The organism is Streptococcus suis S735 (genome assembly GCF_000294495.1).
GTDB classification, from domain to species: domain Bacteria; phylum Bacillota; class Bacilli; order Lactobacillales; family Streptococcaceae; genus Streptococcus; species Streptococcus suis.
Genome location: NC_018526.1, coordinates 1,391,712 through 1,413,810 on the forward strand (window position 1 = coordinate 1,391,712; position 22,099 = coordinate 1,413,810).

Consider the following 22,099-nt stretch of genomic DNA (forward strand, 5'->3'; position numbering starts at 1 on the left):
TGTCAAATTCTGTTTAATATTTCTCCAGAAAGGCAATCAGGGTCTGGGCAGAACGTTCTCCTGCTTGAATGATAAATTCATCAAAGGTGATATTGGCATCTCCCTGAGCTGTGTCACTCATGGCACGGATAACCAAGAATGGCTTACCTGTATTGACAGCTGCTTGAGCGATAGCTGCTCCTTCCATCTCTACGGCAAGGACTTCTGGGAAATGAGTTTTGATTGTAGCGATTCTCTCCTGACCTGCGATAAAACTGTCACCTGTCACAATCAGACCCACATGGCTAATCATTTCCTGCTCTGCTAAAACGGTTCTTAGCTGTTCTAACAAGACTTGGTCGGCTGGATAATACAATTCCTGCCCTGCCATTTGCCCGTAAGCATAGCCGAAAGCCGTCACATCCACATCGTGGTAAGCCAATTGATTCGCTACAACCACATCACCGATGGCAATACCTTCAGCAACAGCTCCTGCCGAACCTGTATTGACAATGACATCAACCGAAAATCGATCTGCCAAAACAGCCACGGACATAGCTGACATAACCTTACCGATACCTGACTGAACAAGAACGACTTCATGTTGACCGATTCGTCCCTGATAGTAAGTTCGACCCAAGACATCGATTTCAGTTGCATCTTGTAGATGCTCGACCAAAATCTTTAATTCCTGAGGCATGGCTGCGATAATTCCAAATTTCATCTCTTCTCCTAAATAAATAATACTGCAATGATAAACATTATCAGTAAGATGATGACCCAAAAAAGGATTTTGTTTACCTTACTGCGGAAAGCTTCTCGCTTGATGGTTTCGATACGGCGACTTTTTACTACAGTAGGTTTGACCGGGATTCGGATCGTTTGTCCCTCTTCATATCCCTGATAATCTTCTTCTAGATATGGATCGAATAGAGCATCATCCATTGATATATCCTGGTTTGGACGATAGTGTCCAAACTGGCTAGATTGGTCGGAATACTGTTTCTTTTTCACTTTCTCTAAAATTTCATCCGTCAACAAGGGCTTGCCCATTGCTAGTTTCCTACTTTCTCATGAGTTGTAAATATTGGATAGCCATGATGGTCTTTGCATCACAAATATCGCCAGTAGCCACCAAGTTCAAAGCCTCTTCCAAGGTTACCTCATGTAATTCGATAACCTCATCTTCATCCATTGGACGAGGATTTTCAACCTTGATAAGGTTATCTGCTAAATAAAGGCGAATTCGTTCATTACAGAAACCGATGGCTGAATAGAAATCTGCCAACAAGGTCAATTTGTCACTAGTATAGCCTGTTTCTTCTTCTAATTCACGCAAAGCAGCATCTTCAAGCGTATCTTCTTCGCCCAGCTCCAATTTCCCCGCCGGAATTTCATAAATAGTACGTTCAATGGCCTTGCGGTATTGTTTGACCAAAATCATTTTACCTTCTGGGGTAACGGCTAAAACGCAAACTGCTCCCTTGTGGAAAATGAGTTCGCGCTTACCAGTTCCACCATTTGGCAAGGCAACATCATCTACTACTACATCAAAAATGTGCCCTTTAAAAATTTCTGTCCGCTCAATGGTTTTTTCTTCAAAATTCATATGATTACCTATTTTTGACTTGGATGGAACGGAAAACGAGTCGCATAACCTTCTTTGTTTTCTTGACGACCACGACCAATACCGATGGCATCCTCTGGAATGTCTTTTGTAATGACAGAACCTGCAGCCAACAAGGCGTTGTCCCCAATAGTTACTGGTGCGATGATGGTTGAATTAGAGCCAACAAAGGCATTATCTCCAACGGTTGTTTTAAATTTATTTTTACCGTCGTAGTTGACAGTAATGGTACCAGCACCAACGTTAACATTATTGCCAATCGTTGCATTTCCTAGGTAGGTCAAATGACCAGACTTCGTTCCTTGACCAAGTGTAGAGGCCTTGATTTCCACAAAGTTTCCAACGTGAACATCTTTTTTCAAGAGACTACCTGGACGAATATGGGCGTATGGTCCTACCGTCACACCTTCTTCAATAACAGATTCTTCAATGTCTGAGTTGCTGATGACTGCATCTGCTGCAATTTTGGCATCACGTACACGAGTACCATTGGTTAAAACAGTACGTTCACCAATCACCGTTTGCCCTTTCAAGACAACATTAGCTTCGATAACAGCTTCTGCACCAATCTCAACATCAATATCAATATAGGTTGCATCTGGGTTGATAAATGTCACACCATTGACCATGTGTTTTTCATTGATTCGTTTGCGCATAACAGCTTCTGCAGTCGCAAGAGCGACGCGATCATTGACACCCAAACTTTCATCAAAATCACGCAATACATAGGCACCAACCTTCTCGCCTGCCTGACGGAAAATCGAAATAACATCTGTCAGATAGTACTCACCTTGGGCATTGTCCGTATTAATATCTTTAAGCGCTTCAAAAAGACGTTTATTATCAAACAAGTAGGTTCCTGTATTGATTTCTTTCACTTGTTTTTCAAAATCGTTGGCATCTTTTTGCTCAACAATTTTTTGCACTTCACCATCAGCATTGCGAATAATCCGACCATATCCGAATGGGTTATCAGCCTGAGCTGTCAAGATAGTCGCAACATTCTTGTGGCTGACATGGAAGTTAATAAGGTTCTTCAAGCTTTCTCCTGTAATCAGCGGTGTATCCCCTGCGATAACAAGGGTCTGACCTTCCAAACCTGCAAGAGCTGGCTCAGCCATCATAACGGCGTGGCCTGTCCCCAACTGTTCAGATTGAAGGGCAAACTCTGACTGACCTTCGAGAACTGCTTGGACCAATTCTGCCTTGTGACCGACAATCGTTACTGTTTTAGCAGGTTCCATAGCATCTACAGCCCGTTTGACATGCTCCAACATGGTAATTCCTGCCACTTTGTGTAAGACCTTTGGCAAGTCAGACTTCATGCGAGTTCCCTTACCCGCCGCTAGGATAATTGCATAGTTATTGCTCATAGTTTTCTCTCTTTTCAATGATATACCCTATTATAGCAAATTTTGATGTTTTTGGAAAATAGCAATATTATAGGGAATTTTCGTAAATAAAAAAGAAACTGGAATGAAGCCAGTTTCTCAAAAATTTCTAGTATTAGAAAACAAACTACAGGTTGATTGCATCCTATAGAATTGTCTATTTAGGATAAACCAATTCAAATTCTTCACAGACGACCAGCATATCTTCTGAGAAGGACAGGCCTGCTTCTGCCAGCCAGATAGTGAAAAGCTCTTCATGGATCTGTCGCCAGTGGATCAGACTTTTCGCTTTTATGTCAGACAAGTCACCTCCCTGACGGAACTCGCCCTCCTTGTAGGCATGCTCTGCTGTCACTTGGGAAAAGGGCGTCACATAGACCTTGGTGGTCTGGATAATGCAAACAGCCTGACCTTGTCCGTCCAGAATGATGTCATAGCCACCAGCTCTTGGGATTTCTTCTCCCTCTACTTCATAGAGAGCATGGGCAGAGCTGGTTGAAGTTTTGATGCCTCTAGCCACCAAATCAGCCAGTCGATCAGCTTCCGCCCCAAAGGCCCAAGCCTCCGGCTCAGGACCTGCTTGGGAATTGATGGCAATGAATTCTTGCCAGAGTTGTGTCGGGGTCATAGGGGGTCCTTTCTAGAAATTTGCCAATTCTTCGCTTGATCAAGTAAAGCCTCAAATCCATAAGGGATTTGATTTAGAAGTGTTTCGGTTATCCCAAACTGAAGTATCTCAACTAAAGCAATTAATTGAACATCTGCAATGTCATGAATATCTCCACAAAGAAATTGCCACATCCCATCTTCCAAGTCATGACTGATGTAGGTTATCGGTTTATTCTCTTCACTATGTGTTTACAGATCACTACTGCTACATGAGGATTATCATCAAAAATCAACATCACTTTCCTCCCTACTTCAAACTCCAGCCACCGTCAATGGTGATAATCTGGCCTTGCATGGAAGCGAGTTTTCCAGTAGCCAGCATGAAGGTCAGCTCTGCGATTTCGCTTGGTTGGGTCCAGCGTCCGATAGGGGTCTGGTCTGCCACCCAGTCCGCCAGACCACCAGGCTCAAAGTCCTTCTGGGTCATGCCTGTCTGGACGGCACCAGGAGCGATGCCGAAGATCTGGACCTTGTCCTTGGCATAGTCCAGTGCCAACTGCTTGGTAAAACCTGCCAAAGCGTGCTTGGAAGCGGTATAGGCAGAGCCACCTCCACCTGCTAGACTGGAGGCAATGGAGCACATATTGATAATGATGCCAGACTGTCTGTCCACCATTTGCTGCAGATAGGGGCGAGTTAGTCTAGTCACCGCAAAAAAATTCACCGCGAAGATCTGAGCTAATTCGTCCTCCGAAATATCGAGGTGGGGTCGGTAATCGTCTAAAATGCCTGCGGTGTTACAGAGGACATCGACTGACTGGCACCAGGAAAAGACGGGCGATAAATCGCCTGTCAGGTCCAGCTGTAGAAAGTGGAAATCGCCTGCCAAATCAGGCTTGCTAGCCAGATCAATCCCGAAGACACGCCAGCCATTTTCCAAAAAAATCCCTGCCTGTGCTAGACCAATGCCGCTGGAAACGCCGGTGATGAGGGCTGTCTTAGTCATGGACTTCTACCCAGTCGGTCGCAAGGACATCGCAAGGGGTCGGGCTCCACATGGAGAAGCCTTCACCCTCGCCGGTCACGTTGATGAGGAAATAGGGCGTCGCCTCTAGCTTCTGCCCGTGGACCTCGATGGTGTCAAAGAGCTGGACGTAGTTCTCCGCCCCACCCCAGCCTGTGCGAACGTACTTTTTCTTGGCCTTCAAGCCTGGTAAAATCTCTTCAAATGTCATGATTATTCCTTTTCTTATTTATTTTAACACAAATGTTTTCAGTAACGAATAAGAGTTAGCTAAGTACTCTCTTTTGTTGATTGATAAATCTGTAGATAGAATAAAATCATGGCAGCACATAGAAGACCAATCGGTAGCCAAACTGTCCATAAATCACCACTAACCAGATTCATCACCAATAATTTTTTGATAATGCCTATCAGTAAAAAAGCAAAAATCGGTAAAGCAAAGGTTCTGAATACTTTCACCTTAACAGAGAAAACTATCGTGGCCAAACTTGTCACAATCACAAATAACCAATCGAACATTTCTGGAAATTTCAAATAGATTGCCTTATCTCCAATCATTGCTGGTAAATTGAAAATAATGTTAAAAAGAATAATTATTGTTAGGACAATCAAGCCTATAATCATTTTAGAAGCCTTTGGCTTAAAAAGAACAGATGGTAACAGACCGAAAACCAGCCAACAAAGCAACAAAGCATTGGTGCAAGAAGCCAAAAACAGGATGAATTCTAATTGAAATTGTCCCGTGTTTGCAAACAAAAGGAAGGTGCCAATGGCGTACAAGGTTGCGACCGCACTGAAATAGGTTATCGTCATTTCCCTCAAGGGAGCCTTCGGTGCATTTTTTAAAAGTTGATCTGCCATATCTTTGGGGTCTGTTCCAAAAAAATCTACTGCTGTTAGACCATCAACCTCAGCCATTTTGAAATCACTGACCATACTATAAATCTGTTCCAAAATCGCTTTTTCATCTTTAAAAAAGGATTTCAAAATCATATAGTCGCGTATCTCATCAAAATAAGCTTTATTTTCAGGTAACAAATTATCTACAATTATATTTGTCTTATCTCGCAAGACTTGTTTATCGCGTTTCATTAAATATTCCTTTCTGAATGGTTCCTACTTTTTCTACAAGACTTGACCATTCCCGCCAAAAATCCCTTAAATAACTCTCTCCATCTTGGGTAATCGTAAAATATTTACGATCTGGCCCGTCCGATGATGGTTTTATCTCGCCAATGATATAACCATTCTTTTCTAATTTTTGCAAGAGAGGATAGGCAGTTCCCCCGACCATGTTTTCAAAGCCCTGTTTTCTCAATTCCTGAACCAGCTCATAACCATAAATCTCCTTCTGACTGATAATTTGTAAGACACAGCCGTCTAGGACCCCCTTTAGCATTTGGGTTTCTTTCATAAGCCCTCCTCATCATCTGTAAAAAATCCAAACAGTAAACCTGATCCTAACAGGATGCCTAAGATCAAAATAGAATCCAAGGCCCAGCCTGTTATAATGGCCGTCACAAGCGTGATTCCTGCTAGTTTCCAATTTTCCCGACTTTTCTTCTCCAGTTTCATACTGCCTCCCTACCTAGTTTGTAATACCGACTAGTTTGATAAAAATAAAAGTGATTTTCTTTGTCTTCTATCACTAGTTTGTTTTACCTATTAGCTTTGTATCTATAGTCTAACACAAGGTGGCTAGTTTGTAAAACAAAATAGTGAAAAATATTCAAAAAAAATCATGACCACCCGTCAAACGGGTGGTTTGAACAAGGGCTATAAGCCCACATCACCAGCCAGCGCCTAAAGACGCTGGCTTTCACTTTGTTCAAGCCTCACTGCTTTTGACTCGTCACTAGCCTCTTAAAGAGGCATTCGTACTACTTGCCATTATCCCTAAAGGGATCTTCATACTCTTTTACACTCAACTTATCAAGTGCTATATCATGTTTTTCCTGTTCTTGTATATATTTCTTAATTGTGGCTTCATTTAGTCCAACCGTACTTACATAATATCCCTCTGCCCAGAAATGACGATTACCAAATTTGTATTTGAGATTGGCGTGTTTATCAAACATCATTAGAGCACTCTTACCTTTTAAATATCCTATAAAGCTTGATACACTTAATCGCGGAGGAATACTGACTAACATATGAACATGATCCGGCATCAGATGTCCTTCGATAATTTCTACGCCTTTATAAGTACACAAACGTCGGAATATTTCTCCCAAACTACTTCGATATTGATTATAGATGATTTTTCGTCTATACTTAGGTGTGAAGACAATGTGGTATTTACACAGCCACTTTGTATGTGATAAACTATGTGCCTTTTGCGCCATATTTTTCTCCTTTCGCTTTACAATAGGCTTGAACACCTTTATTGTATCGCGTTTGGAGTTTTTTTGGTGTAACCTTCGTCGCGCACCCGCATAGCGGGTGGTTTATTTGTCACGCACCTTACGGAGCGTGACGGACTAAAAGTCACATAATTAAAAACTTGGGTTGCCCCAAGTTTAGGAAATAATCTGTTTGTAAGATCGTGTTGTGATGGCATAGACCACTAGGTAGAGGAGGAGATAGCCACCACAGATGCCTGCAGTCACCTGCAACATAAGCCCTGCATTGACCACACCGATAGACAAAAGAATGGACGAGAGCATCTTGTAGGCAAATGCAAGATGGACAAAGGCAAGTAGGATAGGTAGGAAAAAGACGGTCAGCAATTGCTTGCGAATGGACTGTCTGGTCTGATCCTCATCCAGACCAACCTTGGTCATAATGACAAAGCGATCTCTGTCTTCATAGCCTTCCGAAATCTGTTTGAAGTAAATCACCAGCACCACCGCCATCAAAAAAATGAGTGAAAGTAAGAGGCCGATGAAGAAAAGTGAACCTGCAAAACTGAAGAAACTACGCATCGCATAGGCACGGTAGGCGAGACTGATGGCGTTCGTTCCATTCGGTAATATATTGGACTCCCAAAGCTCACTTTCAAAACTACCGGATAAGAAGACCTCCTGGCTATTTACCTGTTCTTCTTCTGATAGACTGCTTTCAAAGCCCATATAATAGCGATTTTCGGCTTGATTTTCAAATATTGTCAAGTCTTGAACAACAATAACTAAATACTTACTAAAATTAAAAGTCACATGGTCTGGCAGATGTCCCAAGGTCACATTCTTGGGCAAGACTTGGGCAACTTCCATCTCCTTTTCATCAAAGGTGAGGGTTTGACCAGCTTGATACTGGACTCCCTTACTATAAATGGCCACTTGGTCAGCTGCCAACTCCAGTTTTTGACTAGTCATTTTTTCATATGTAGCTTTATCCAAAATATAGCCTACACCTACTTGATTAGAAAAATCCATCCATGACTCTTTTTCCGTCAAAAATCTTACTTGCTGATTTGCCACCTCAGAAAAATAGGCTTGCTGATAAGGATAGACTACCTTACTTTCAACAGGAATATCTGTCTCTTCTAAGATAGCTTCCGCCCACTCCTCCCACTTCTCCGTTTGAGCTTTTGAAGTGGTTGGCTGCATACCAACATCAATCGAATAGTCATTTGGATTTTGATTGGCAATATAATCTTTGCCACCGATGTAAATATTGAGTCCTCCAACCATGGTCACCAAGAACATGCTGGAGAGGATAGTAATGGTCGCAAGACCCAGTGCATTTTTCCGCATACGGAAAATCAAGTTGGATACAGAAATGAAATTATCTGGCTTATAATAATAGGTCTGACGGTTCTTTAGCCAGTTTAAGAGACTGATGACACCTGCGTGGAAGAGCAGGTAGGTCCCAAAGATAACCAGAAGAGTCGCTCCAAAGAAACTTGGAATAGCCTGCATCGGACTGGTCACCAGCTGGGCAATGGCGTAGCCTGCCCCCAATAAGATAAGAACTAAGAGGGTTTGTAGCCAGAGGAAGCCCGTTTTCTTGTCCCCTCGCTTCTTACCTTGAACCAGTTTGAGTGAGTCGGTCAAGCCCAGATTTCCAATATTAAAAAGGCTGACCAAGGCAAAAATCCCAAAGAGATAGATAAATACAGTGACTAGACTTTTCAACTGGAAGGTTGAAGCCAGGACCACAGGCATCTGCATGGCTTTCAGCAAGAGCGCATAGAAGAGTTTATCTAGAGCCAGTCCCAAGAGCAAGCCAGCTAGAATAGTACCGACTGAAAAGACCAGATTTTCTAGAAAAGTCATCAAGAAGAGATGTTTTTTCTCCAGACCAAGAATGCTATAGACACCAAACTCTTTTGACCGCTGCTTCATAACAAAACTATTGGCATAGAAGACCATGATGGCAACGGCCAGCATAACTACAATCATACCGAAGCCCAGCACTTGAATCACTCCATTGGCCCCCTTGACCTGACCTAAATCAGGATGAAAGGCAAGTGAGGCAAAAATATAGGCAATGGCTGTGGACAAAATGGTCATCAGGGCATAGGGAAAATAGAGTCTGCGGTTCTTTTTGAGATTGGTCAGAGCCAATCGAACGGTTAGTCCAAACATACTACTCACCTCGATTCGCCATAAGTGTCAAGGTATCTGAAATCAACTGATACATTTCCTGACTAGTTCTCTCACCTCGGTAGATTTGATTGTAGAGGATGCCATCCTTGATGAAGAGAACCCGTTTGGCACGACTAGCTGCTACTGTCGAGTGGGTTACCATCAGAATCGTTTGCCCCTCTTGGTTGATTTTTTCAAAAATATCTAGAAGAGTTGCCGTTGATTTAGAGTCGAGGGCCCCAGTCGGCTCATCCGCTAAGAGAATTTCTGGCTGGGTGATGATGGCACGCGCCACCGCAACTCGCTGCTGCTGACCACCCGAAATCTCGTAGGGCATCTTGTCTTGCAAGGTCGCAATTCCCAGGCTATTGAGCGTATGAACGAGTCGCTTGTTCATCTCATCAATCGGATAGCGAGACAAAACCAGAGGCAAGAGCACATTATCCTTGACAGAAAGAGTATCCAAGAGATTGAAATCTTGGAAGACAAAGCCCAATTTCTCCCGACGAAAGGCTGCCGCTTCCTTGCTCTTGATAGATTGGGTATCCAATCCGTTAAGCAAGACCTTGCCCTGCGTTGGCTTATCAAGGGTTGCCAAAATATTGAGCAAGGTGGACTTACCAGAACCTGACTCACCCATAATAGCGACATATTCACCCTTTTCCACTGCAAAATGAATATCCTTCAAAGCTTCAACCTGTCCCGCCTTAAAGAGAGAACTGTATATCTTTTGAACGTGTTGAACATCTAAAACTGACATAACTTGACTCCTTTTCTTTTTCTACCCTCATTCTACACGGTCCCAAGACAAACTACCATAGTCCTAGCTTTCATTTGCGTGACAGTTTTGTAAGATTAGTAAAAAATCAACTCCACTTCTTTGATACCGATTCGCACCTCTGTTCCCTGACCTACTTTTGATTTTAGCTTTAGGGAATAGCCCAGCTCCGCAGCAATTTTCCGTGAGAGATAGAGCCCCAGACCCGAAGATTGCTGGGTTCTGCGGCCATTGAAACCTGAGAAGCCACGCTCAAAGACCCGTTCCAAGTCACTCTCTGCAATCCCAATTCCCGTATCGCGAATAACCAAATCATCTCCGTCCAAAACAATCGAAATGGTCCCTTCCTGACAATACTTGAGGGCATTGGATAAAATTTGCTCTATCAACAGGCCCAGCCAGCGTTTGTCGGTCTTTACTGTCCTATCCAACTGCCCCAAGTCCAAGCTAGTATTGACCTGAATGAAAAAGAGGGAATACTTTCTTACTAGATTTCTGACCAGTTCATCCAAATTAACTGATTCGATAACCAAATCATCATGAAAGGACTGTAAGCGGAGATAGTTCAAGACCAGACCTGTGTATTGCTCAATCTTGAAGAGTTCTGTTTCTAGCTGATGACGGACTGGACTACTATCTACTTCCTTAACCAAGAGCTGACTGGCTGCAATCGGCGTTTTCATCTGGTGGGCCCAGAGGGTGTAGTAGTCATCTAATTCTGTCTGTTCCTGTCGCTGTTTTTCTAGGATTTGCTTGTTCTGGACTTCTAGTCGCTCCACTTTTTCCTGCAACAAACGCTCACTGGCTGTCCCAGTAGTCACTTTCTGACCACGCCAGATTTTTCCAAAGCGGGAAAATTCCCTGACAAAATCCCAGAGGAGGGCGAGGAGCCAACAAATACTGAGGAGGAGGATGGCATAGAAAACCAAGTTTCTTTTGATGTCAAAGAGGCTACTATAAGCCAGAATAGCCACAGCAAAAACGGCGTAGGCTATCAGAAAAATCAAGCGATGACCAAGCCATGATGTCAAAAATACTGGTACTAATGAGCCAAAATCATCCTTATTCATGTGTCCACACCAGGCCGTAGCCTACTCCTTTCTTGGTCGCAATCACATCTGGCAGATCCAGTTCTGCCAATTTCTTACGCAGGCGAGCGATGTTAACCGACAGGGTATTGTCATCCACAAAAATATCACTGTTCCAGAGTTCTCTCATCAGCTCCTCACGGCTGACCACTTCCTTGCCATGTTCAAATAAAACGCGTAAAATCTGAAATTCATTTCGCGTCAGCTCTTCCACAACCTGTCCATAGGACACCTGCATGGTCTTTAGGTCTAGGGAAATCTCCTCAAACCAGAGTAAACTTTGTTCTCCGACAAAGTCATAGGTTCTTCTAAGAAGCCCCTGTATTTTGGCCAGGAGAACCGTCATTTCAAAGGGCTTGGTCACATAGTCATCCGCCCCCATATTGATCGCCATAACAATATCCATTGGCTGGTCATGGGAAGACAGAAACATAATGGGCACACGGGATGTCTTGCGAATTTCCTGACACCAGTAATAGCCATTGAAAAACGGCAGACCAATATCCAGTAAAATCAAATGGGGCTGAAACTCTTCCATCTGTTCCAAAACCATCTGAAAATCCTTGACCTCTTGCACCTGGTAACCCCAGTTTATCAAGTTTTTAGCAACTAGTTGGCTAATCGTTTTATCATCCTCGATAAGAAGAATTTTCTGCATAACTATCTCCTTTCATATCCCTACTATTTATTATAGCTTACATTGGAACAAATTTGAGTATTTTTATACATTTACACAAGAAGTAGACTATAAAACCAGGTCATCAGTGGTGCAGATTTGTCAGACCAATCATATTTCGTTATACTAGATAAAAAAGGAAAGGACTGCTATGCCGAATTTATTAACTTATCTTGAAGAAACTCAATACGATAATTTTTATGATAAACCTATCAATAAGCTAGATATTCTGGCTCTGACCGAACTTTCCTACCTCCCTTTTGATAATCTGGTCCCCTACTCTTTTACAGAAAATGGTGTACGACTTGATCGGTTGGCAGCGGCCTTTGAAGAGACCTACAAAAATAATTTCCCTCCCTTTTCTATGGTGACCAAAAACCGCCTAGCCTTACTAGGACTTCTATCCAAATCCAAACGCTTCAAATCTATCAAGGCATTTGGCTTCGTTGACGATTATCAGTTGGAACAGGAAAAGCAGTTTTCAGCAATCAGCTATCGCATTGACCGAAAAACGATTGTGACTTGCTTCAGAGGGACAGATGATACTATTATCGGTTGGAAGGAAGATTTCCACATGACCTATATGGATGAAATTCCTGCCCAACGTGCAGCGAGTGGCTACTTAGAAAAACTTATGATGCAGCAGGGGGGCCATTTTTATCTGGCCGGTCATTCGAAAGGTGGAAATTTAGCCCTCTATGCAGCATGCCAGCAAGCTACAGACCAACAGGATAGAATTCTAGCTATCTATCCCTTTGATTCACCTGGCTTACACAAAAAACACTTGGAAGCACCTAGTTACCAAGCTATTCACCAACGGATTTTCCCTGTCATTCCCCAGAATTCAATCGTCGGTATGATGTTAGAAACACCAGAAAATGCTCAGATTGTCCAGAGTAATACCCTCGGCATTCTACAACACATCAGTTTTTCTTGGGAGGTTGACGGAAGCGACTTCAAAATAGCCCCTGCCCTGACCAGCGATAGCCTACAAACAGACCAAGCCTTAAAAACTTGGACGGATAGTTTAACAGACGATGAATTACGAGACTTCTTCGATTTGTTTTTCGGCATCTTCATCAAAGCAGGAATTGAACGATTTAGCGACATCACGGTAAATCCCCTACAGAAATTACAGGAAATTGATCGACTGAGAAAAGAAATAGCTCCAGAAGAAGCCGAAATGGTAGACAAACTCATTCGGCTCCTCTTTGACACCCGCTACCAAATTTGGAGGGACAATATTAGCACTTCCATTCCAAGCCCTGAAATCTCTCTACCAGATTGGCGGAAACTTTTCCAAAGAAATACAACTGAAAATAAAGAAAACTAGCTCAACCACTTGAGCTAGTTTTCTTTATCAAATCTTCTTAAAAATTGAGATAATTTTTCTAATCCTTTGATTAGAGTTTCTTGTTCACAGGCAAAACCTAGACGGACATAGCCGTCACGATCAAAACGATTGCCAGGAACTAGAAGAACACCGTATTCCTGCAGAAGTTGCAAGCAAAAATCTTCCATAGGCATATCCACTGCAATCTTGACAAAGCTAGTGGAAACAACCGCTGGACGGATATAGGAAACGAGGGGTTCTTCCTCAATCCATTGGTCCAAAATTGCTAAATTTTCTTCTAAAATGCGCCGATTTCGTTCTAGAATTTCTTGATAATGGGCCAAAGCTAATTGAGCCACCAGATCGTCAAAGACACCTGCACAAATCATAGTGTAATCCCGATAATCTCTCAGAATGTCCGTCACTTGATGATTGGCGGCCACCCAACCCACGCGAATACCTGGCAGAGAATAGGTCTTGGATAAGCTATTTACAGCAATTCCTTTATCATAGACTTCTATAATAGATGGCACATCCAGCTCAGAAAAGGAACGATAGACTTCATCTGATAGGATGTAAGCCCCAACTTCACTAGCAATTTCCGCCAATTCTTCCAAATAAGCCCTATCCATGACAGCGCCGGTTGGATTATTGGCATTGTTGATGCAAATCATCTTAGTGTTAGGACGAATGAGCTGACGCAGTTTTTCCAAGTCTGGCAACCATCCATGCTCTTCCTCAATCTGCCACAAATCCACTTCTGCTCCCAAAGACTTTGGAATATCGTAGAGTTGTTGGTAGGTCGGATAAAGGGAAATGACATGGTCTCCTGGCTCAATCAAACCATAAAGAACTAACAAGTTTGCCCCTGTTGCCCCGTTGGTCTGGAGAATTTGTTCTGGCTTGACGCCTGTATAGAGTTGACTAACCGATTTTTTAAATGCTGGCGAACCTTCTATCCAGCCATAGTTGAGCTTGGTGCCCTGTAATTTCTTATAAAAATCCTCAGGATTGGTGCCCGACAAGGCAAATAGTTCCTCCAAAGTCAATGAAGAAATAGACACTCCTGCAATATCATAAATCGCGCTGTTTTCATGGACATTCAGCCATTCCTCAACGCCAAAACGTGGTAATTTCATAAGACTTCCTACTTTTATTTATTCTACCCTTATTGTACCATATTCTTTCAATAATTGTATAAATATGCAACATAACAAGTAAAGAATATTACTATTATTAAAAAACAGACTTTCTCAAACGAGACTGCCTGCTCTGCTTTTTTCCCTTAAAACTTCCCTAAATTCGTCAAGTCTTTTTTGTCTGGCATGACTTCCTTGTTGTCCCAGTGCTCGACAATCTTTCCGTCTTTGAGGCGGTAGATGTCAAAGTGGGCATAGTCCTGACCTGCAATCCAGACTTTCGAATAAGCCACCACATAATCACCCTGTCCCATCACCTTGAAAACAAAGTCGTAGTTGACTTGACTCTCTACCAGATAGTCCTTATAGGCTGCACCGCCTTGAGCGATTTCTTGGTTGTGCTGAATCAGATCAGCTGCCACATAGTCCTCAAACTTCTCGATTTCGCCATTTTGAAGGACATCGACCAAGAAACGACGGACGATTTTCTTGTTGTCCTCAGTCTTATCTAGGTCAGTCAGCTCAAAGTCTGCGTAAATCGGGTCTGTTTGGCCAATGGTTTTTAGATAGGCATCGATAACATCCCAATGCTCAACGATACGACCATTTTCATCTGAACGGAAGATATCCGCCGTCACCCACTCAGCCTCACCGTCATTGAGTTTCTGGTGGACATGGACAAAGACGAAATTCCCGTCCTCAATGGCACGAACAATGCTGATTTCCCGCTTGGGATTGCGTTTGAAAAAGTCCTCAAAGAAAGCCGTAAAGCCCTCTTTCTCATCAGGCACACCCGTACTGTGCTGGGTATAGCTAGCTCCCATATAGTTTTCATGAACTTCCTTGATTTTGCCATCGCGAATGCCACGAAGGTAAAGATTTTTAGCGTTATCTAATTGATGTGACATGATTTTCTCCTATTTTAACAATCCTTCTCGTTCCAAATATTCCCTCGCCACTTGCTCTGCCGACTTGCCTTCCATATCAACCGCATAGTTCATCTGGGTCATTTCCTCGGTCGAGATGTTGCCTGCCAAGACCCCTAGGGCTTGCTCCAACTCAGGGTATTTCTCTAGGGTTTCTTTGGACAATAGCGGAGCGCCCTGGTAGGGTGGGAAGAGCTGTTTGTCGTCTTCCAGGATTTTCAGTTTGTAAGTGACCACCTTGCTATCTGTCGAGAAGGCTTCTACAATTTGCACATCTCCGTTTTTAATGGCTTCGTAGCGAAGGGCAGGCTCCATGGTCTTGACATTGAGTTGGAGATTGTATAGATTTTTTAGACCGATATTACCATCTTCGCGGTCGTTAAACTCTAATGAGAATCCTGCGACAGCTGTCTGCTGCACTTTTGCCAAATCCGAAATCTTTTCAATACCATTTTTCTGAGCATAATCTTCCGTTACAGCCAAAGCATAGGTATTCTGGAAAGCCATTGGTGCTAAATACATCAGACCATCCTGTTCCAAAATCGCTTCTTTAGCGTAGGTATAAACCTCCTCAGGATTCGTTGATAAATCCATTGGTGAATTTTTCAAAAGAGTACTTGTAATGGTCCCTGTGTACTCAGGATAAATATCAATAGAACCTGATTTGAGTGCCTCATAAAGGAAGCTAGTCTTTCCGAAATTAGGTTTTATCTCCACCTTGATGTCTGTCTGGTCCTCAATCAGCAACTTATACATATTGATGAGAATTTCAGGTTCTGCACCGAGCTTCCCTGCAATGACCAACTGTTTTGTGGAAAAATTAAGCATGGGAACATAACTAGCTCCAACAGTAAATAAAGTCACCAATAGAGCCAATAAAATTGTCTTGGGTTTCTTGTCCTGCAACAGACGAATGCCATAACCAAAAAGCACTGCAAGGACAGCCGACGATACCGCACCAATCAAAATCAGGGCTGAATCATTGCGGTCAATTCCAAGTAGAATAAAGGAGCCCAGGCCCCCAGCCCCCACCAAGGCCGCCAGAGTCGCCGTTCCGATAATCATAATGGAAGCCGTCCGAATCCCTGACATCAAAATAGGCATGGCAAGAGCTAACTTAAATTTTTTCAACTTCTCCCATTTATTCATACCAAAAGCGGTTGCTGCTTCTTCCAGAGAAGGGTCGATTTCTCCAAGTCCTGTCAATGTCCCCTGCAAGATAGGAAAGATAGCATAAATAACAAGTGCTACTACTGCTGGCAAGGTTCCGATTCCCATAAAAGGAATGAAAAGACCAAGCAAAGCAAGGGATGGAATAGTTTGGAAGATACCTGTTATTTGCAGACTCCACTCGGTCAAGCGTTTTTTACTAGATAGAATCAGTCCCAAAGGTACTGCAATTGCAATCGCAATAATCAAAGCTAGAAGGGAGATGCGAAGGTGTTCAAAAAGAGCAATTCCCCACTCGTCCTTGCGTTCTATAAAGGTTTCAAATAGGTTCATTACATACCTCCTCGAGCTCTGATAAATTCCTTGACAAAATCATTGGCAGGACGATTCCTCAATTCATCAGGACTTCCTAATTGCACAACTTGTCCATCTTGCATGAGACAGATGCGATCCGCCAATTTAACCGCCTCATCCATATCATGGGTAACGAAAACTGTTGTCATCTTGAATTCCTCATGTAATTCCTTAATCAAGTCCTGCAACTGAGCCTTACTGATTGGATCCAGAGCTGAGAAAGGTTCGTCCATGAGTAACACTTTCGGATTTGCAATGATGGCCCGCAAAATCCCGATCCGCTGTTTTTCTCCTCCAGACAAGTCCTTGGGCAAACGATCCAGATAGCTGTCTGGTTCCAAGCCAACCTTGGTCAATAGCTCTCTCATCCTCGTCAGGGTTTCTTCCTTGCCCAAACCTTTCATTTCAGGAATAAGAGCAATGTTTTCAGCTACCGTCATATTTGGAAAAAGGGCTATCTGCTGAAGAACATAACCTGTCTCCAAACGTAATTCACGCAGGTCGAAATCCTTAAGTCGCTTACCTTGAAAAAAAACCTCTCCCTCGGTCTGCTCAATTAGACGGTTAATCAATTTCAACGTAGTTGTCTTTCCGCTACCACTCGGTCCAATCAAGACAAAGAACTCCCCTTCTTGAATATCAAAGGTCAAATTTTTCAAGATTGGTCCACTAACCTTACAGGTCAGAGATACATTTTGATAATCAATCATCATCTTCTCCTTTTAAAATAGCCATGAGACTCTGACTGTAGCGCTGAATTAATCCTAGCATAAGCTCCTGTTCCTCCTGACTGAGTTGAGACAGCGCCTTATTTTCCGCCTCCTCTAAGGGATCCAAAATGCGACTAGCAAATTGTTGCCCCTCCTCTGTCAATTTAATTTTCTTATGTCGCTTATCTGCTGGATTCTCCTCTAAAACTACCAGGCCTCCATCCAAAAATTTCTTTACAGTAGCATTGACAACTTGTTTGCTTGAATAGGTCTTCTTACTGACCCAGTTTTGCGTCACACCTCCGGGATTATAATAAATCCACATGAGAATGGATAAACATTTTGCATTGAGTCCATGTCCACGAGCATAGTCTTCATAAAGACCGACTTGCTGGTCAAACATACGAGCATAATCCTTACTCCTTTTCTCAACTTCCATCATCCTTCCCCCTCCTCAGTGAGCACAACTACCTTACTAAAAGCCTCTGGTCTACTAGTGTTCAAAACAACAACAATTTTCACAACGACTTCCTCCTGTAATCATGTTAGTCAATATTTTTTACTATTTTACCAAAAAAAGAAAAATAGTCAATCATTTTGACTATTTTGAGACATCAACTACCTTATTATAGATTCCCGTCTTCATCCATTCAAACATATTAAATCCCTGAAATTATCTGCTTTTAATTTACACAAAACAAATGATAATCAGATAACAAAACTAGCCTAGAAAATTCTAAGCTAGTTTCATTTTATCCTTCAACTGCTTCTGAGGTAGTTTCGCTTGCTACTTCTGAAACAGTTTCTGATACCACTTCAGTTTGAACATCTTCGATATCAATTTCAATATCTTCAGACACAACTACAGCATCCTCAATATCTTCTTCTGTCAAATCCACTGTCGGAGCTTTAGCAGTTTTTGCCTTGATAGCTTCCAAAATGTCAGCCGTTGATAAGTTTTGTTCCGCAATTTTTTCCTTGATTTGCTCAAAGGTTTCCAAGGATTTTTCCTTACCAGACTTGACCAAATCTTCTACTGTCAATTCACCAGTTTCAAGTTGAGTTTTTACTTCAGTAAATCGTTCAGTCGCTTGTTTGCCTAAATCTTGTGCCTTAGTGACAAAATCAGCATTGATTTCTTCATGGTTTTCTTTATAGTCATTAGCAAAGTTTACAACTTTTTCTTTGACTGTTTTACCAGTTTTACTTGCTAGAAAAGCAGCTGCAGCAGCTCCGCCGGCTGCCCCTAACAAAAGGCTAGTCCACACGCTACTAGATTTTTTTACCATTTTTTTCTCCTTTCTTACCTAAGAGAGATGAGAGAGTTGACAGAGCTGAAAGAGCTCCGCCGGCTTTTACAGTACTTGCTCCAGCAGACTTGGCTTTGACTGTCAAATCACGCGCTGAAGCATTCAAATCTGATACAGAAGTTGACAAGTCAGCTACCGCTACAAAAAGAGGATCAAGGGTCGAAACCTTGCCATTTACATCTTCGACTAAAACATTGGTTTTAGCCAAAAGCTCGTTGGTCTGATAGAGAGTCACATTGACATCGCTGGTCAAGACCTTAAGCGTTTGCTGGGCTTCATCCGTTACCGTACCCAATTTTTTCAACAACAAAACAATATATACTGCCACCGCCGCGATGGACAAGGCAATAATCAAGACAGAAATTTCAATAATCATATCTTCTCCTTTAGGGTTGATAGAATGGAATAGAAGACTTTCTTCTCCGCAACACAACCATGATAATACCAACGAGGATTAACACCCCAGATAGCCATTGTGAAACACGTATTCCCAAGAACATGAGGCTGTCCGTCCGCAAGCCTTCTATCAAAAGGCGACCACAACCATACCAGACTAGGTAGAAAGCTGTAATTTCTCCCTGTTTAAGGAATTTTGGCCGTCTACGTAACACACAAACCAAGCCAAAGCCTAGCAAATTCCAGAGAGACTCAAACAAGAAGGTTGGTTGACGGTAGGCACCATCAATATACATCTGGTCTCGGATAAAGGCTGGCAGGTAGTTCAAACTTTCTACTGCCTTACCATAGGCCTCTTGGTTAAAGAAATTTCCCCAACGACCTATTGCCTGAGCAATCATGACCGATGGCGCTACAATATCCAAAAAATCCAGGGTATTAATAAAGCGATACTGGGTAAAGAAATAAAGGACGATTGCACCTGTAATCAAACCACCATAGATGGCAATACCACCGTTCCAGATAGCGAAGATAGATAAAATGTTATCCTTATATTCACTCCATGAAAAGGCGACGTAGTAAATCCGTGCCCCTAGGATAGAAAGCGGAAATGCGATTAGAATAAAATCTAAAATATCATCCTGACGAATTTTCTTTCGCGGACCCTCTTTTGTCGCCAGATAAACACCTAGAATCAGACCAAGCAAAATGCAGATTGCATACCAACGAATTTCTAAGGGACCTAATTTAATCGCAATAGGATCCATATTAAGCCTCTTCTCTATTGTGTTCAATTAGATTAGACAAGCGTTCTTCGAAGATCTTCGTTGCATCAAACCCCATCTGTTTGGCACGGTAGTTCATGGCTGCTGCTTCAATTACGACAGAAATATTTCGACCGGTTTTTACAGGAATACGTATTTGTGGAATAGCAATTCCTGCTATTTCGATAGTATCGCCAGAGTTTCCCAAACGGTCAAATACCTTACCTGTTTCAAAATTTTCAAGATAGACAGCTAATTGCACTTCTGATGAATCTTTCACGGCACTAGCACCGTATAGACTCATGATGTCGATAATGCCGACCCCTCGAATTTCTAATAAGTGGCGCAGAATTTCCGCAGGTTCACCCCAGAGAGTAACATCATCTTTTGCATAGACATCAACACGGTCATCAGCCACCAATCGGTGTCCTCGTTTAACCAACTCAAGACCAGTCTCACTCTTACCGATACCAGAATCACCCTGGATAAGCACACCCATACCGTAAATGTCCATCAAGATACCGTGTACACTCGTCCGCTGAGCCAGGCGACTATCCAAGTAAGAAGACAATTCTCCCGATAGACGACTGGTTGCTGTCTTGCTTCGGCAGATAGCAATTTGTTTTTCTTTTGCAGCCTTGTACATCTCCTCAGGGATTTCCAAGCCACGTGCCACTATGACAACAGGGGTTTCTGGCTGGAACATCTGAGAAAGAACCTGATAGCGGTTATGGGCAGTCATGGCCATCAAATAAGACCACTCCTTCATCCCAATCAACTGGATGCGCTCTGGAGCATAATAATCAAAATAGCCAGTCATTTCCAATCCTGGTCGGGTAATATCTGCCGTCGTAATTTGCTTTTGCAGGAGCTCTTCCGTACTGTAAACACATTCAATCCGCAGATTATCGACCAAATCTTTCACATAAACGGTCATTTCTTCCCTCACTTTCAGTTTTATTATATTATACCATAAGCTAGGGGTTGGGGGAAAAACAAGTGGCTGATTTGGCAAAAAGAATGAGTTCTTTCTTTTTCTCACAAAATTAGCAAAACTTCCACAGATTAAATGTACTTCTCTTCCTTCGCTACATATTTTTAACAAATCTGTTATACTTTATATAGATCAATACTTACTACTAAGGAGAAAATCATGGAACCCTTGTTTCTCACACCTGTTATGCACGAAAAAATTTGGGGGGGCAATCGCTTAAGGACCAACTACCACTACGACATTCCTAGTGATAAGACTGGGGAATGTTGGGCAATCTCTGCCCATCCAAATGGCGTAACTACTGTCTCAAACGGTCAATATAAAGGAAGAGGACTGGATGACCTCTATAAGAATGAAAAACATTTATTTGGCAATCCAACAGATGATGTCTTTCCATTATTAACAAAAATCCTTGATGCAGACGATTGGCTTAGCGTCCAAGTTCATCCCGATGATAGCTATGGCTTGGCTCACGAAGGGGAACTGGGCAAGACAGAATGTTGGTACATTTTGGAAGCCGAGGAAGGCGCTGAAATCATTTATGGTCACAATGCCCAATCCAAAGAAGAACTCCGTCAGCAAATCGAAGCCGGAGATTGGGACAAGCTGTTGACCCATGTACCCGTCAAAAAGGGTGATTTCTTCTTTGTACCAAGCGGCACCATGCACGCCATCGGTAAGGGAATCCTGATTTTAGAAACCCAACAATCTAGTGATACAACCTACCGTGTCTATGACTTTGACCGCCGTGACGATGCAGGCAACCTCCGTGAACTACACATTGAGAAATCGATTGACGTGCTGACCATCGGACCTGTTGCTAACTCAACACCTGCCCACCTCAAAGCAGGCAATCTTGACTCGACACTTCTGGTTGCCAATCCCTTCTTTACCGTATATAAATGGAATATCCAACAAGAAATCAAAATGAAACAGACAGTTCCTTACCTGCTTGTCAGTGTCATTGAAGGGGAAGGTGCCATCCAAGTCGGTGAAACCAGCTACCCACTTCAAAAAGGAAGCCACTTTATCTTACCAGCCAATGTGACAGACTGGACATTTACAGGCCAAATGGACATCATCGCCAGTCACGCGAACTAAGCATACAAAAAACTTGAGCCTTTAAACTCAAGTTTTTTTGCATTATTCAAACCAAGACTTATTTATCTTTTCCGCTTCTTTTATCTTACGTGGACCTGTTCCATAGCGTTCCGCGTCCCTATCTTCCTTATAAGGTAAAAAATAAGCTGCTGCAATATAGAGAGCAATTAGAAGGAGGAAGGATTTGCCTAAGAGGAGACC

Annotated in this window: 27 protein-coding genes; 2 read left to right on the top strand and 25 right to left on the bottom strand. The window is 42.6% G+C overall.

All coding sequences use genetic code 11. The features are described from left to right. Positions 1-13 precede the first annotated feature (13 nt). The 16 genes from YYK_RS06860 to YYK_RS06935 all read right to left on the bottom strand — a co-directional run bounded on the left by YYK_RS06860 (position 14) and on the right by YYK_RS06935 (position 11,683). The gene (locus tag YYK_RS06860) at positions 14-703 is read right to left on the bottom strand and encodes a 5'-methylthioadenosine/adenosylhomocysteine nucleosidase (RefSeq protein WP_012027514.1); all 690 of its coding nucleotides are present in this window, start codon (positions 701-703) and stop codon (positions 14-16) included. Positions 704-711: 8 nt separating this feature from the next. After that, positions 712-1,032 (bottom strand): cell wall synthase accessory phosphoprotein MacP, encoded by a 321-nt coding sequence (gene macP / locus YYK_RS06865; protein WP_002936700.1) that lies wholly within the window; start codon positions 1,030-1,032, stop codon positions 712-714. Positions 1,033-1,042: 10 nt separating this feature from the next. Further along, a complete protein-coding gene (locus tag YYK_RS06870) occupies positions 1,043-1,588 on the bottom strand; it encodes an NUDIX hydrolase (protein ID WP_004194850.1) in 546 nt (181 codons plus the stop codon). A gap of 8 nt (positions 1,589-1,596) precedes the next feature. After that, entirely contained in the window at positions 1,597-2,979 is a 1,383-nt protein-coding gene (gene glmU, locus YYK_RS06875) for a bifunctional UDP-N-acetylglucosamine diphosphorylase/glucosamine-1-phosphate N-acetyltransferase GlmU (protein ID WP_012775275.1), read from the bottom strand. A 175-nt stretch (positions 2,980-3,154) separates the two neighbouring features. After that, positions 3,155-3,625 (bottom strand): ASCH domain-containing protein, encoded by a 471-nt coding sequence (locus YYK_RS06880; protein WP_012027516.1) that lies wholly within the window; start codon positions 3,623-3,625, stop codon positions 3,155-3,157. After that, positions 3,622-3,798 carry a hypothetical protein gene (locus tag YYK_RS10275; RefSeq protein ID WP_012775276.1) on the bottom strand — a complete coding sequence of 59 codons (177 nt, stop codon included), beginning with the start codon at positions 3,796-3,798 and terminating at the stop codon, positions 3,622-3,624. Before YYK_RS10275 ends, YYK_RS06880 begins: the two co-directional genes overlap by 4 nt. Positions 3,799-3,913: 115 nt before the next feature. Beyond that, positions 3,914-4,612 carry a 3-oxoacyl-ACP reductase gene (locus YYK_RS06890; RefSeq protein WP_012027518.1) on the bottom strand — a complete coding sequence of 233 codons (699 nt, stop codon included), beginning with the start codon at positions 4,610-4,612 and terminating at the stop codon, positions 3,914-3,916. Beyond that, on the bottom strand, positions 4,605-4,841 hold the full coding sequence (locus YYK_RS06895) for a DUF2829 domain-containing protein (RefSeq protein WP_004194840.1): 237 nt from the start codon (positions 4,839-4,841) through the stop codon (positions 4,605-4,607). Before YYK_RS06895 ends, YYK_RS06890 begins: the two co-directional genes overlap by 8 nt. A 59-nt stretch (positions 4,842-4,900) precedes the next feature. After that, positions 4,901-5,722: a hypothetical protein gene (locus YYK_RS06900; protein WP_012027519.1), complete on the bottom strand. Its 822-nt coding sequence runs from the start codon at positions 5,720-5,722 to the stop codon at positions 4,901-4,903. Then, positions 5,709-6,044: a PadR family transcriptional regulator gene (locus YYK_RS06905; protein ID WP_012027520.1), complete on the bottom strand. Its 336-nt coding sequence runs from the start codon at positions 6,042-6,044 to the stop codon at positions 5,709-5,711. The genes YYK_RS06900 and YYK_RS06905 overlap by 14 nt, the downstream gene beginning before the upstream one ends. Further along, a complete protein-coding gene (locus tag YYK_RS10280) occupies positions 6,041-6,205 on the bottom strand; it encodes a hypothetical protein (protein ID WP_012027521.1) in 165 nt (54 codons plus the stop codon). Before YYK_RS10280 ends, YYK_RS06905 begins: the two co-directional genes overlap by 4 nt. Before the next feature lie 305 nt (positions 6,206-6,510). Continuing rightward, a complete protein-coding gene (tnpA, locus tag YYK_RS06915) occupies positions 6,511-6,975 on the bottom strand; it encodes an IS200/IS605-like element ISSsu4 family transposase (protein ID WP_012775157.1) in 465 nt (154 codons plus the stop codon). A 174-nt stretch (positions 6,976-7,149) separates the two neighbouring features. Continuing rightward, a complete protein-coding gene (locus YYK_RS06920; protein ID WP_012775277.1) occupies positions 7,150-9,159 on the bottom strand; it encodes an ABC transporter permease in 2,010 nt (669 codons plus the stop codon). 1 nt (position 9,160) lies between these two features. Then, positions 9,161-9,919 carry an ABC transporter ATP-binding protein gene (locus tag YYK_RS06925; RefSeq protein WP_012027523.1) on the bottom strand — a complete coding sequence of 253 codons (759 nt, stop codon included), beginning with the start codon at positions 9,917-9,919 and terminating at the stop codon, positions 9,161-9,163. Positions 9,920-10,014: 95 nt separating this feature from the next. Further along, positions 10,015-11,007 carry a sensor histidine kinase gene (locus tag YYK_RS06930; protein ID WP_012027524.1) on the bottom strand — a complete coding sequence of 331 codons (993 nt, stop codon included), beginning with the start codon at positions 11,005-11,007 and terminating at the stop codon, positions 10,015-10,017. Further along, positions 11,000-11,683, bottom strand: a complete 684-nt coding sequence (locus tag YYK_RS06935) for a response regulator transcription factor (RefSeq protein WP_012027525.1) — start codon at positions 11,681-11,683, stop codon at positions 11,000-11,002. Before YYK_RS06935 ends, YYK_RS06930 begins: the two co-directional genes overlap by 8 nt. Before the next feature lie 169 nt (positions 11,684-11,852). Here YYK_RS06935 and YYK_RS06940 point away from each other — a divergent pair, with 169 nt between their 5' ends. Beyond that, the gene (locus YYK_RS06940; RefSeq protein WP_012775662.1) at positions 11,853-13,034 is read left to right on the top strand and encodes a DUF2974 domain-containing protein; all 1,182 of its coding nucleotides are present in this window, start codon (positions 11,853-11,855) and stop codon (positions 13,032-13,034) included. Between the two features lie 14 nt (positions 13,035-13,048). On the opposite strand, the gene YYK_RS06945 is transcribed toward YYK_RS06940, so the two are convergent. From YYK_RS06945 to hprK, 9 genes are all read right to left on the bottom strand, one after another. After that, positions 13,049-14,173: an aminotransferase gene (locus YYK_RS06945; RefSeq protein WP_012027527.1), complete on the bottom strand. Its 1,125-nt coding sequence runs from the start codon at positions 14,171-14,173 to the stop codon at positions 13,049-13,051. A 146-nt stretch (positions 14,174-14,319) separates the two neighbouring features. Beyond that, positions 14,320-15,081, bottom strand: coding sequence for a nuclear transport factor 2 family protein (locus YYK_RS06950; RefSeq protein ID WP_012775663.1), 762 nt, complete (start codon positions 15,079-15,081; stop codon positions 14,320-14,322). Positions 15,082-15,090: 9 nt separating this feature from the next. Continuing rightward, on the bottom strand, positions 15,091-16,602 hold the full coding sequence (locus tag YYK_RS06955) for an ABC transporter permease/substrate-binding protein (RefSeq protein ID WP_012775664.1): 1,512 nt from the start codon (positions 16,600-16,602) through the stop codon (positions 15,091-15,093). Further along, the gene (locus tag YYK_RS06960; protein WP_012775278.1) at positions 16,602-17,333 is read right to left on the bottom strand and encodes an ATP-binding cassette domain-containing protein; all 732 of its coding nucleotides are present in this window, start codon (positions 17,331-17,333) and stop codon (positions 16,602-16,604) included. The genes YYK_RS06955 and YYK_RS06960 overlap by 1 nt, the downstream gene beginning before the upstream one ends. Beyond that, complete coding sequence (locus YYK_RS06965) at positions 17,326-17,775, bottom strand: MarR family winged helix-turn-helix transcriptional regulator (RefSeq protein WP_002936751.1); 450 nt, start codon at positions 17,773-17,775, stop codon at positions 17,326-17,328. Before YYK_RS06965 ends, YYK_RS06960 begins: the two co-directional genes overlap by 8 nt. A gap of 310 nt (positions 17,776-18,085) precedes the next feature. Then, the gene (locus YYK_RS06970; protein ID WP_012027531.1) at positions 18,086-18,622 is read right to left on the bottom strand and encodes a YtxH domain-containing protein; all 537 of its coding nucleotides are present in this window, start codon (positions 18,620-18,622) and stop codon (positions 18,086-18,088) included. Then, a complete protein-coding gene (locus YYK_RS06975) occupies positions 18,606-19,016 on the bottom strand; it encodes a DUF948 domain-containing protein (protein ID WP_024376744.1) in 411 nt (136 codons plus the stop codon). Before YYK_RS06975 ends, YYK_RS06970 begins: the two co-directional genes overlap by 17 nt. 13 nt (positions 19,017-19,029) lie before the next feature. Beyond that, positions 19,030-19,806: a prolipoprotein diacylglyceryl transferase gene (gene lgt, locus YYK_RS06980; protein ID WP_002936758.1), complete on the bottom strand. Its 777-nt coding sequence runs from the start codon at positions 19,804-19,806 to the stop codon at positions 19,030-19,032. Between the two features lies 1 nt (position 19,807). Then, positions 19,808-20,740 carry an HPr(Ser) kinase/phosphatase gene (gene hprK, locus YYK_RS06985; RefSeq protein WP_012775279.1) on the bottom strand — a complete coding sequence of 311 codons (933 nt, stop codon included), beginning with the start codon at positions 20,738-20,740 and terminating at the stop codon, positions 19,808-19,810. 213 nt (positions 20,741-20,953) lie between these two features. On the opposite strand from hprK, the gene manA reads away from it, so the two are divergent. Further along, positions 20,954-21,898 carry a mannose-6-phosphate isomerase, class I gene (gene manA / locus YYK_RS06990; protein WP_161081206.1) on the top strand — a complete coding sequence of 315 codons (945 nt, stop codon included), beginning with the start codon at positions 20,954-20,956 and terminating at the stop codon, positions 21,896-21,898. Positions 21,899-22,099: the final 201 nt, after the last annotated feature.

Bases quoted from the DNA above. Each gene is read 5' to 3' on its own strand.
- YYK_RS06860 (WP_012027514.1), bottom strand. From the start codon at position 703: ATGAAATTTGGAATTATCGCAGCCATGCCTCAGGAATTAAAGATTTTG.
- macP (WP_002936700.1), bottom strand. From the start codon at position 1,032: ATGGGCAAGCCCTTGTTGACGGATGAAATTTTAGAGAAAGTGAAAAAG.
- YYK_RS06870 (WP_004194850.1), bottom strand. From the start codon at position 1,588: ATGAATTTTGAAGAAAAAACCATTGAGCGGACAGAAATTTTTAAAGGG.
- glmU (WP_012775275.1), bottom strand. From the start codon at position 2,979: ATGAGCAATAACTATGCAATTATCCTAGCGGCGGGTAAGGGAACTCGC.
- YYK_RS06880 (WP_012027516.1), bottom strand. From the start codon at position 3,625: ATGACCCCGACACAACTCTGGCAAGAATTCATTGCCATCAATTCCCAA.
- YYK_RS10275 (WP_012775276.1), bottom strand. From the start codon at position 3,798: ATGTGGCAATTTCTTTGTGGAGATATTCATGACATTGCAGATGTTCAA.
- YYK_RS06890 (WP_012027518.1), bottom strand. From the start codon at position 4,612: ATGACTAAGACAGCCCTCATCACCGGCGTTTCCAGCGGCATTGGTCTA.
- YYK_RS06895 (WP_004194840.1), bottom strand. From the start codon at position 4,841: ATGACATTTGAAGAGATTTTACCAGGCTTGAAGGCCAAGAAAAAGTAC.
- YYK_RS06900 (WP_012027519.1), bottom strand. From the start codon at position 5,722: ATGAAACGCGATAAACAAGTCTTGCGAGATAAGACAAATATAATTGTA.
- YYK_RS06905 (WP_012027520.1), bottom strand. From the start codon at position 6,044: ATGAAAGAAACCCAAATGCTAAAGGGGGTCCTAGACGGCTGTGTCTTA.
- YYK_RS10280 (WP_012027521.1), bottom strand. From the start codon at position 6,205: ATGAAACTGGAGAAGAAAAGTCGGGAAAATTGGAAACTAGCAGGAATC.
- tnpA (WP_012775157.1), bottom strand. From the start codon at position 6,975: ATGGCGCAAAAGGCACATAGTTTATCACATACAAAGTGGCTGTGTAAA.
- YYK_RS06920 (WP_012775277.1), bottom strand. From the start codon at position 9,159: ATGTTTGGACTAACCGTTCGATTGGCTCTGACCAATCTCAAAAAGAAC.
- YYK_RS06925 (WP_012027523.1), bottom strand. From the start codon at position 9,919: ATGTCAGTTTTAGATGTTCAACACGTTCAAAAGATATACAGTTCTCTC.
- YYK_RS06930 (WP_012027524.1), bottom strand. From the start codon at position 11,007: ATGAATAAGGATGATTTTGGCTCATTAGTACCAGTATTTTTGACATCA.
- YYK_RS06935 (WP_012027525.1), bottom strand. From the start codon at position 11,683: ATGCAGAAAATTCTTCTTATCGAGGATGATAAAACGATTAGCCAACTA.
- YYK_RS06940 (WP_012775662.1), top strand. From the start codon at position 11,853: ATGCCGAATTTATTAACTTATCTTGAAGAAACTCAATACGATAATTTT.
- YYK_RS06945 (WP_012027527.1), bottom strand. From the start codon at position 14,173: ATGAAATTACCACGTTTTGGCGTTGAGGAATGGCTGAATGTCCATGAA.
- YYK_RS06950 (WP_012775663.1), bottom strand. From the start codon at position 15,081: ATGTCACATCAATTAGATAACGCTAAAAATCTTTACCTTCGTGGCATT.
- YYK_RS06955 (WP_012775664.1), bottom strand. From the start codon at position 16,602: ATGAACCTATTTGAAACCTTTATAGAACGCAAGGACGAGTGGGGAATT.
- YYK_RS06960 (WP_012775278.1), bottom strand. From the start codon at position 17,333: ATGATTGATTATCAAAATGTATCTCTGACCTGTAAGGTTAGTGGACCA.
- YYK_RS06965 (WP_002936751.1), bottom strand. From the start codon at position 17,775: ATGATGGAAGTTGAGAAAAGGAGTAAGGATTATGCTCGTATGTTTGAC.
- YYK_RS06970 (WP_012027531.1), bottom strand. From the start codon at position 18,622: ATGGTAAAAAAATCTAGTAGCGTGTGGACTAGCCTTTTGTTAGGGGCA.
- lgt (WP_002936758.1), bottom strand. From the start codon at position 19,806: ATGGATCCTATTGCGATTAAATTAGGTCCCTTAGAAATTCGTTGGTAT.
- hprK (WP_012775279.1), bottom strand. From the start codon at position 20,740: ATGACCGTTTATGTGAAAGATTTGGTCGATAATCTGCGGATTGAATGT.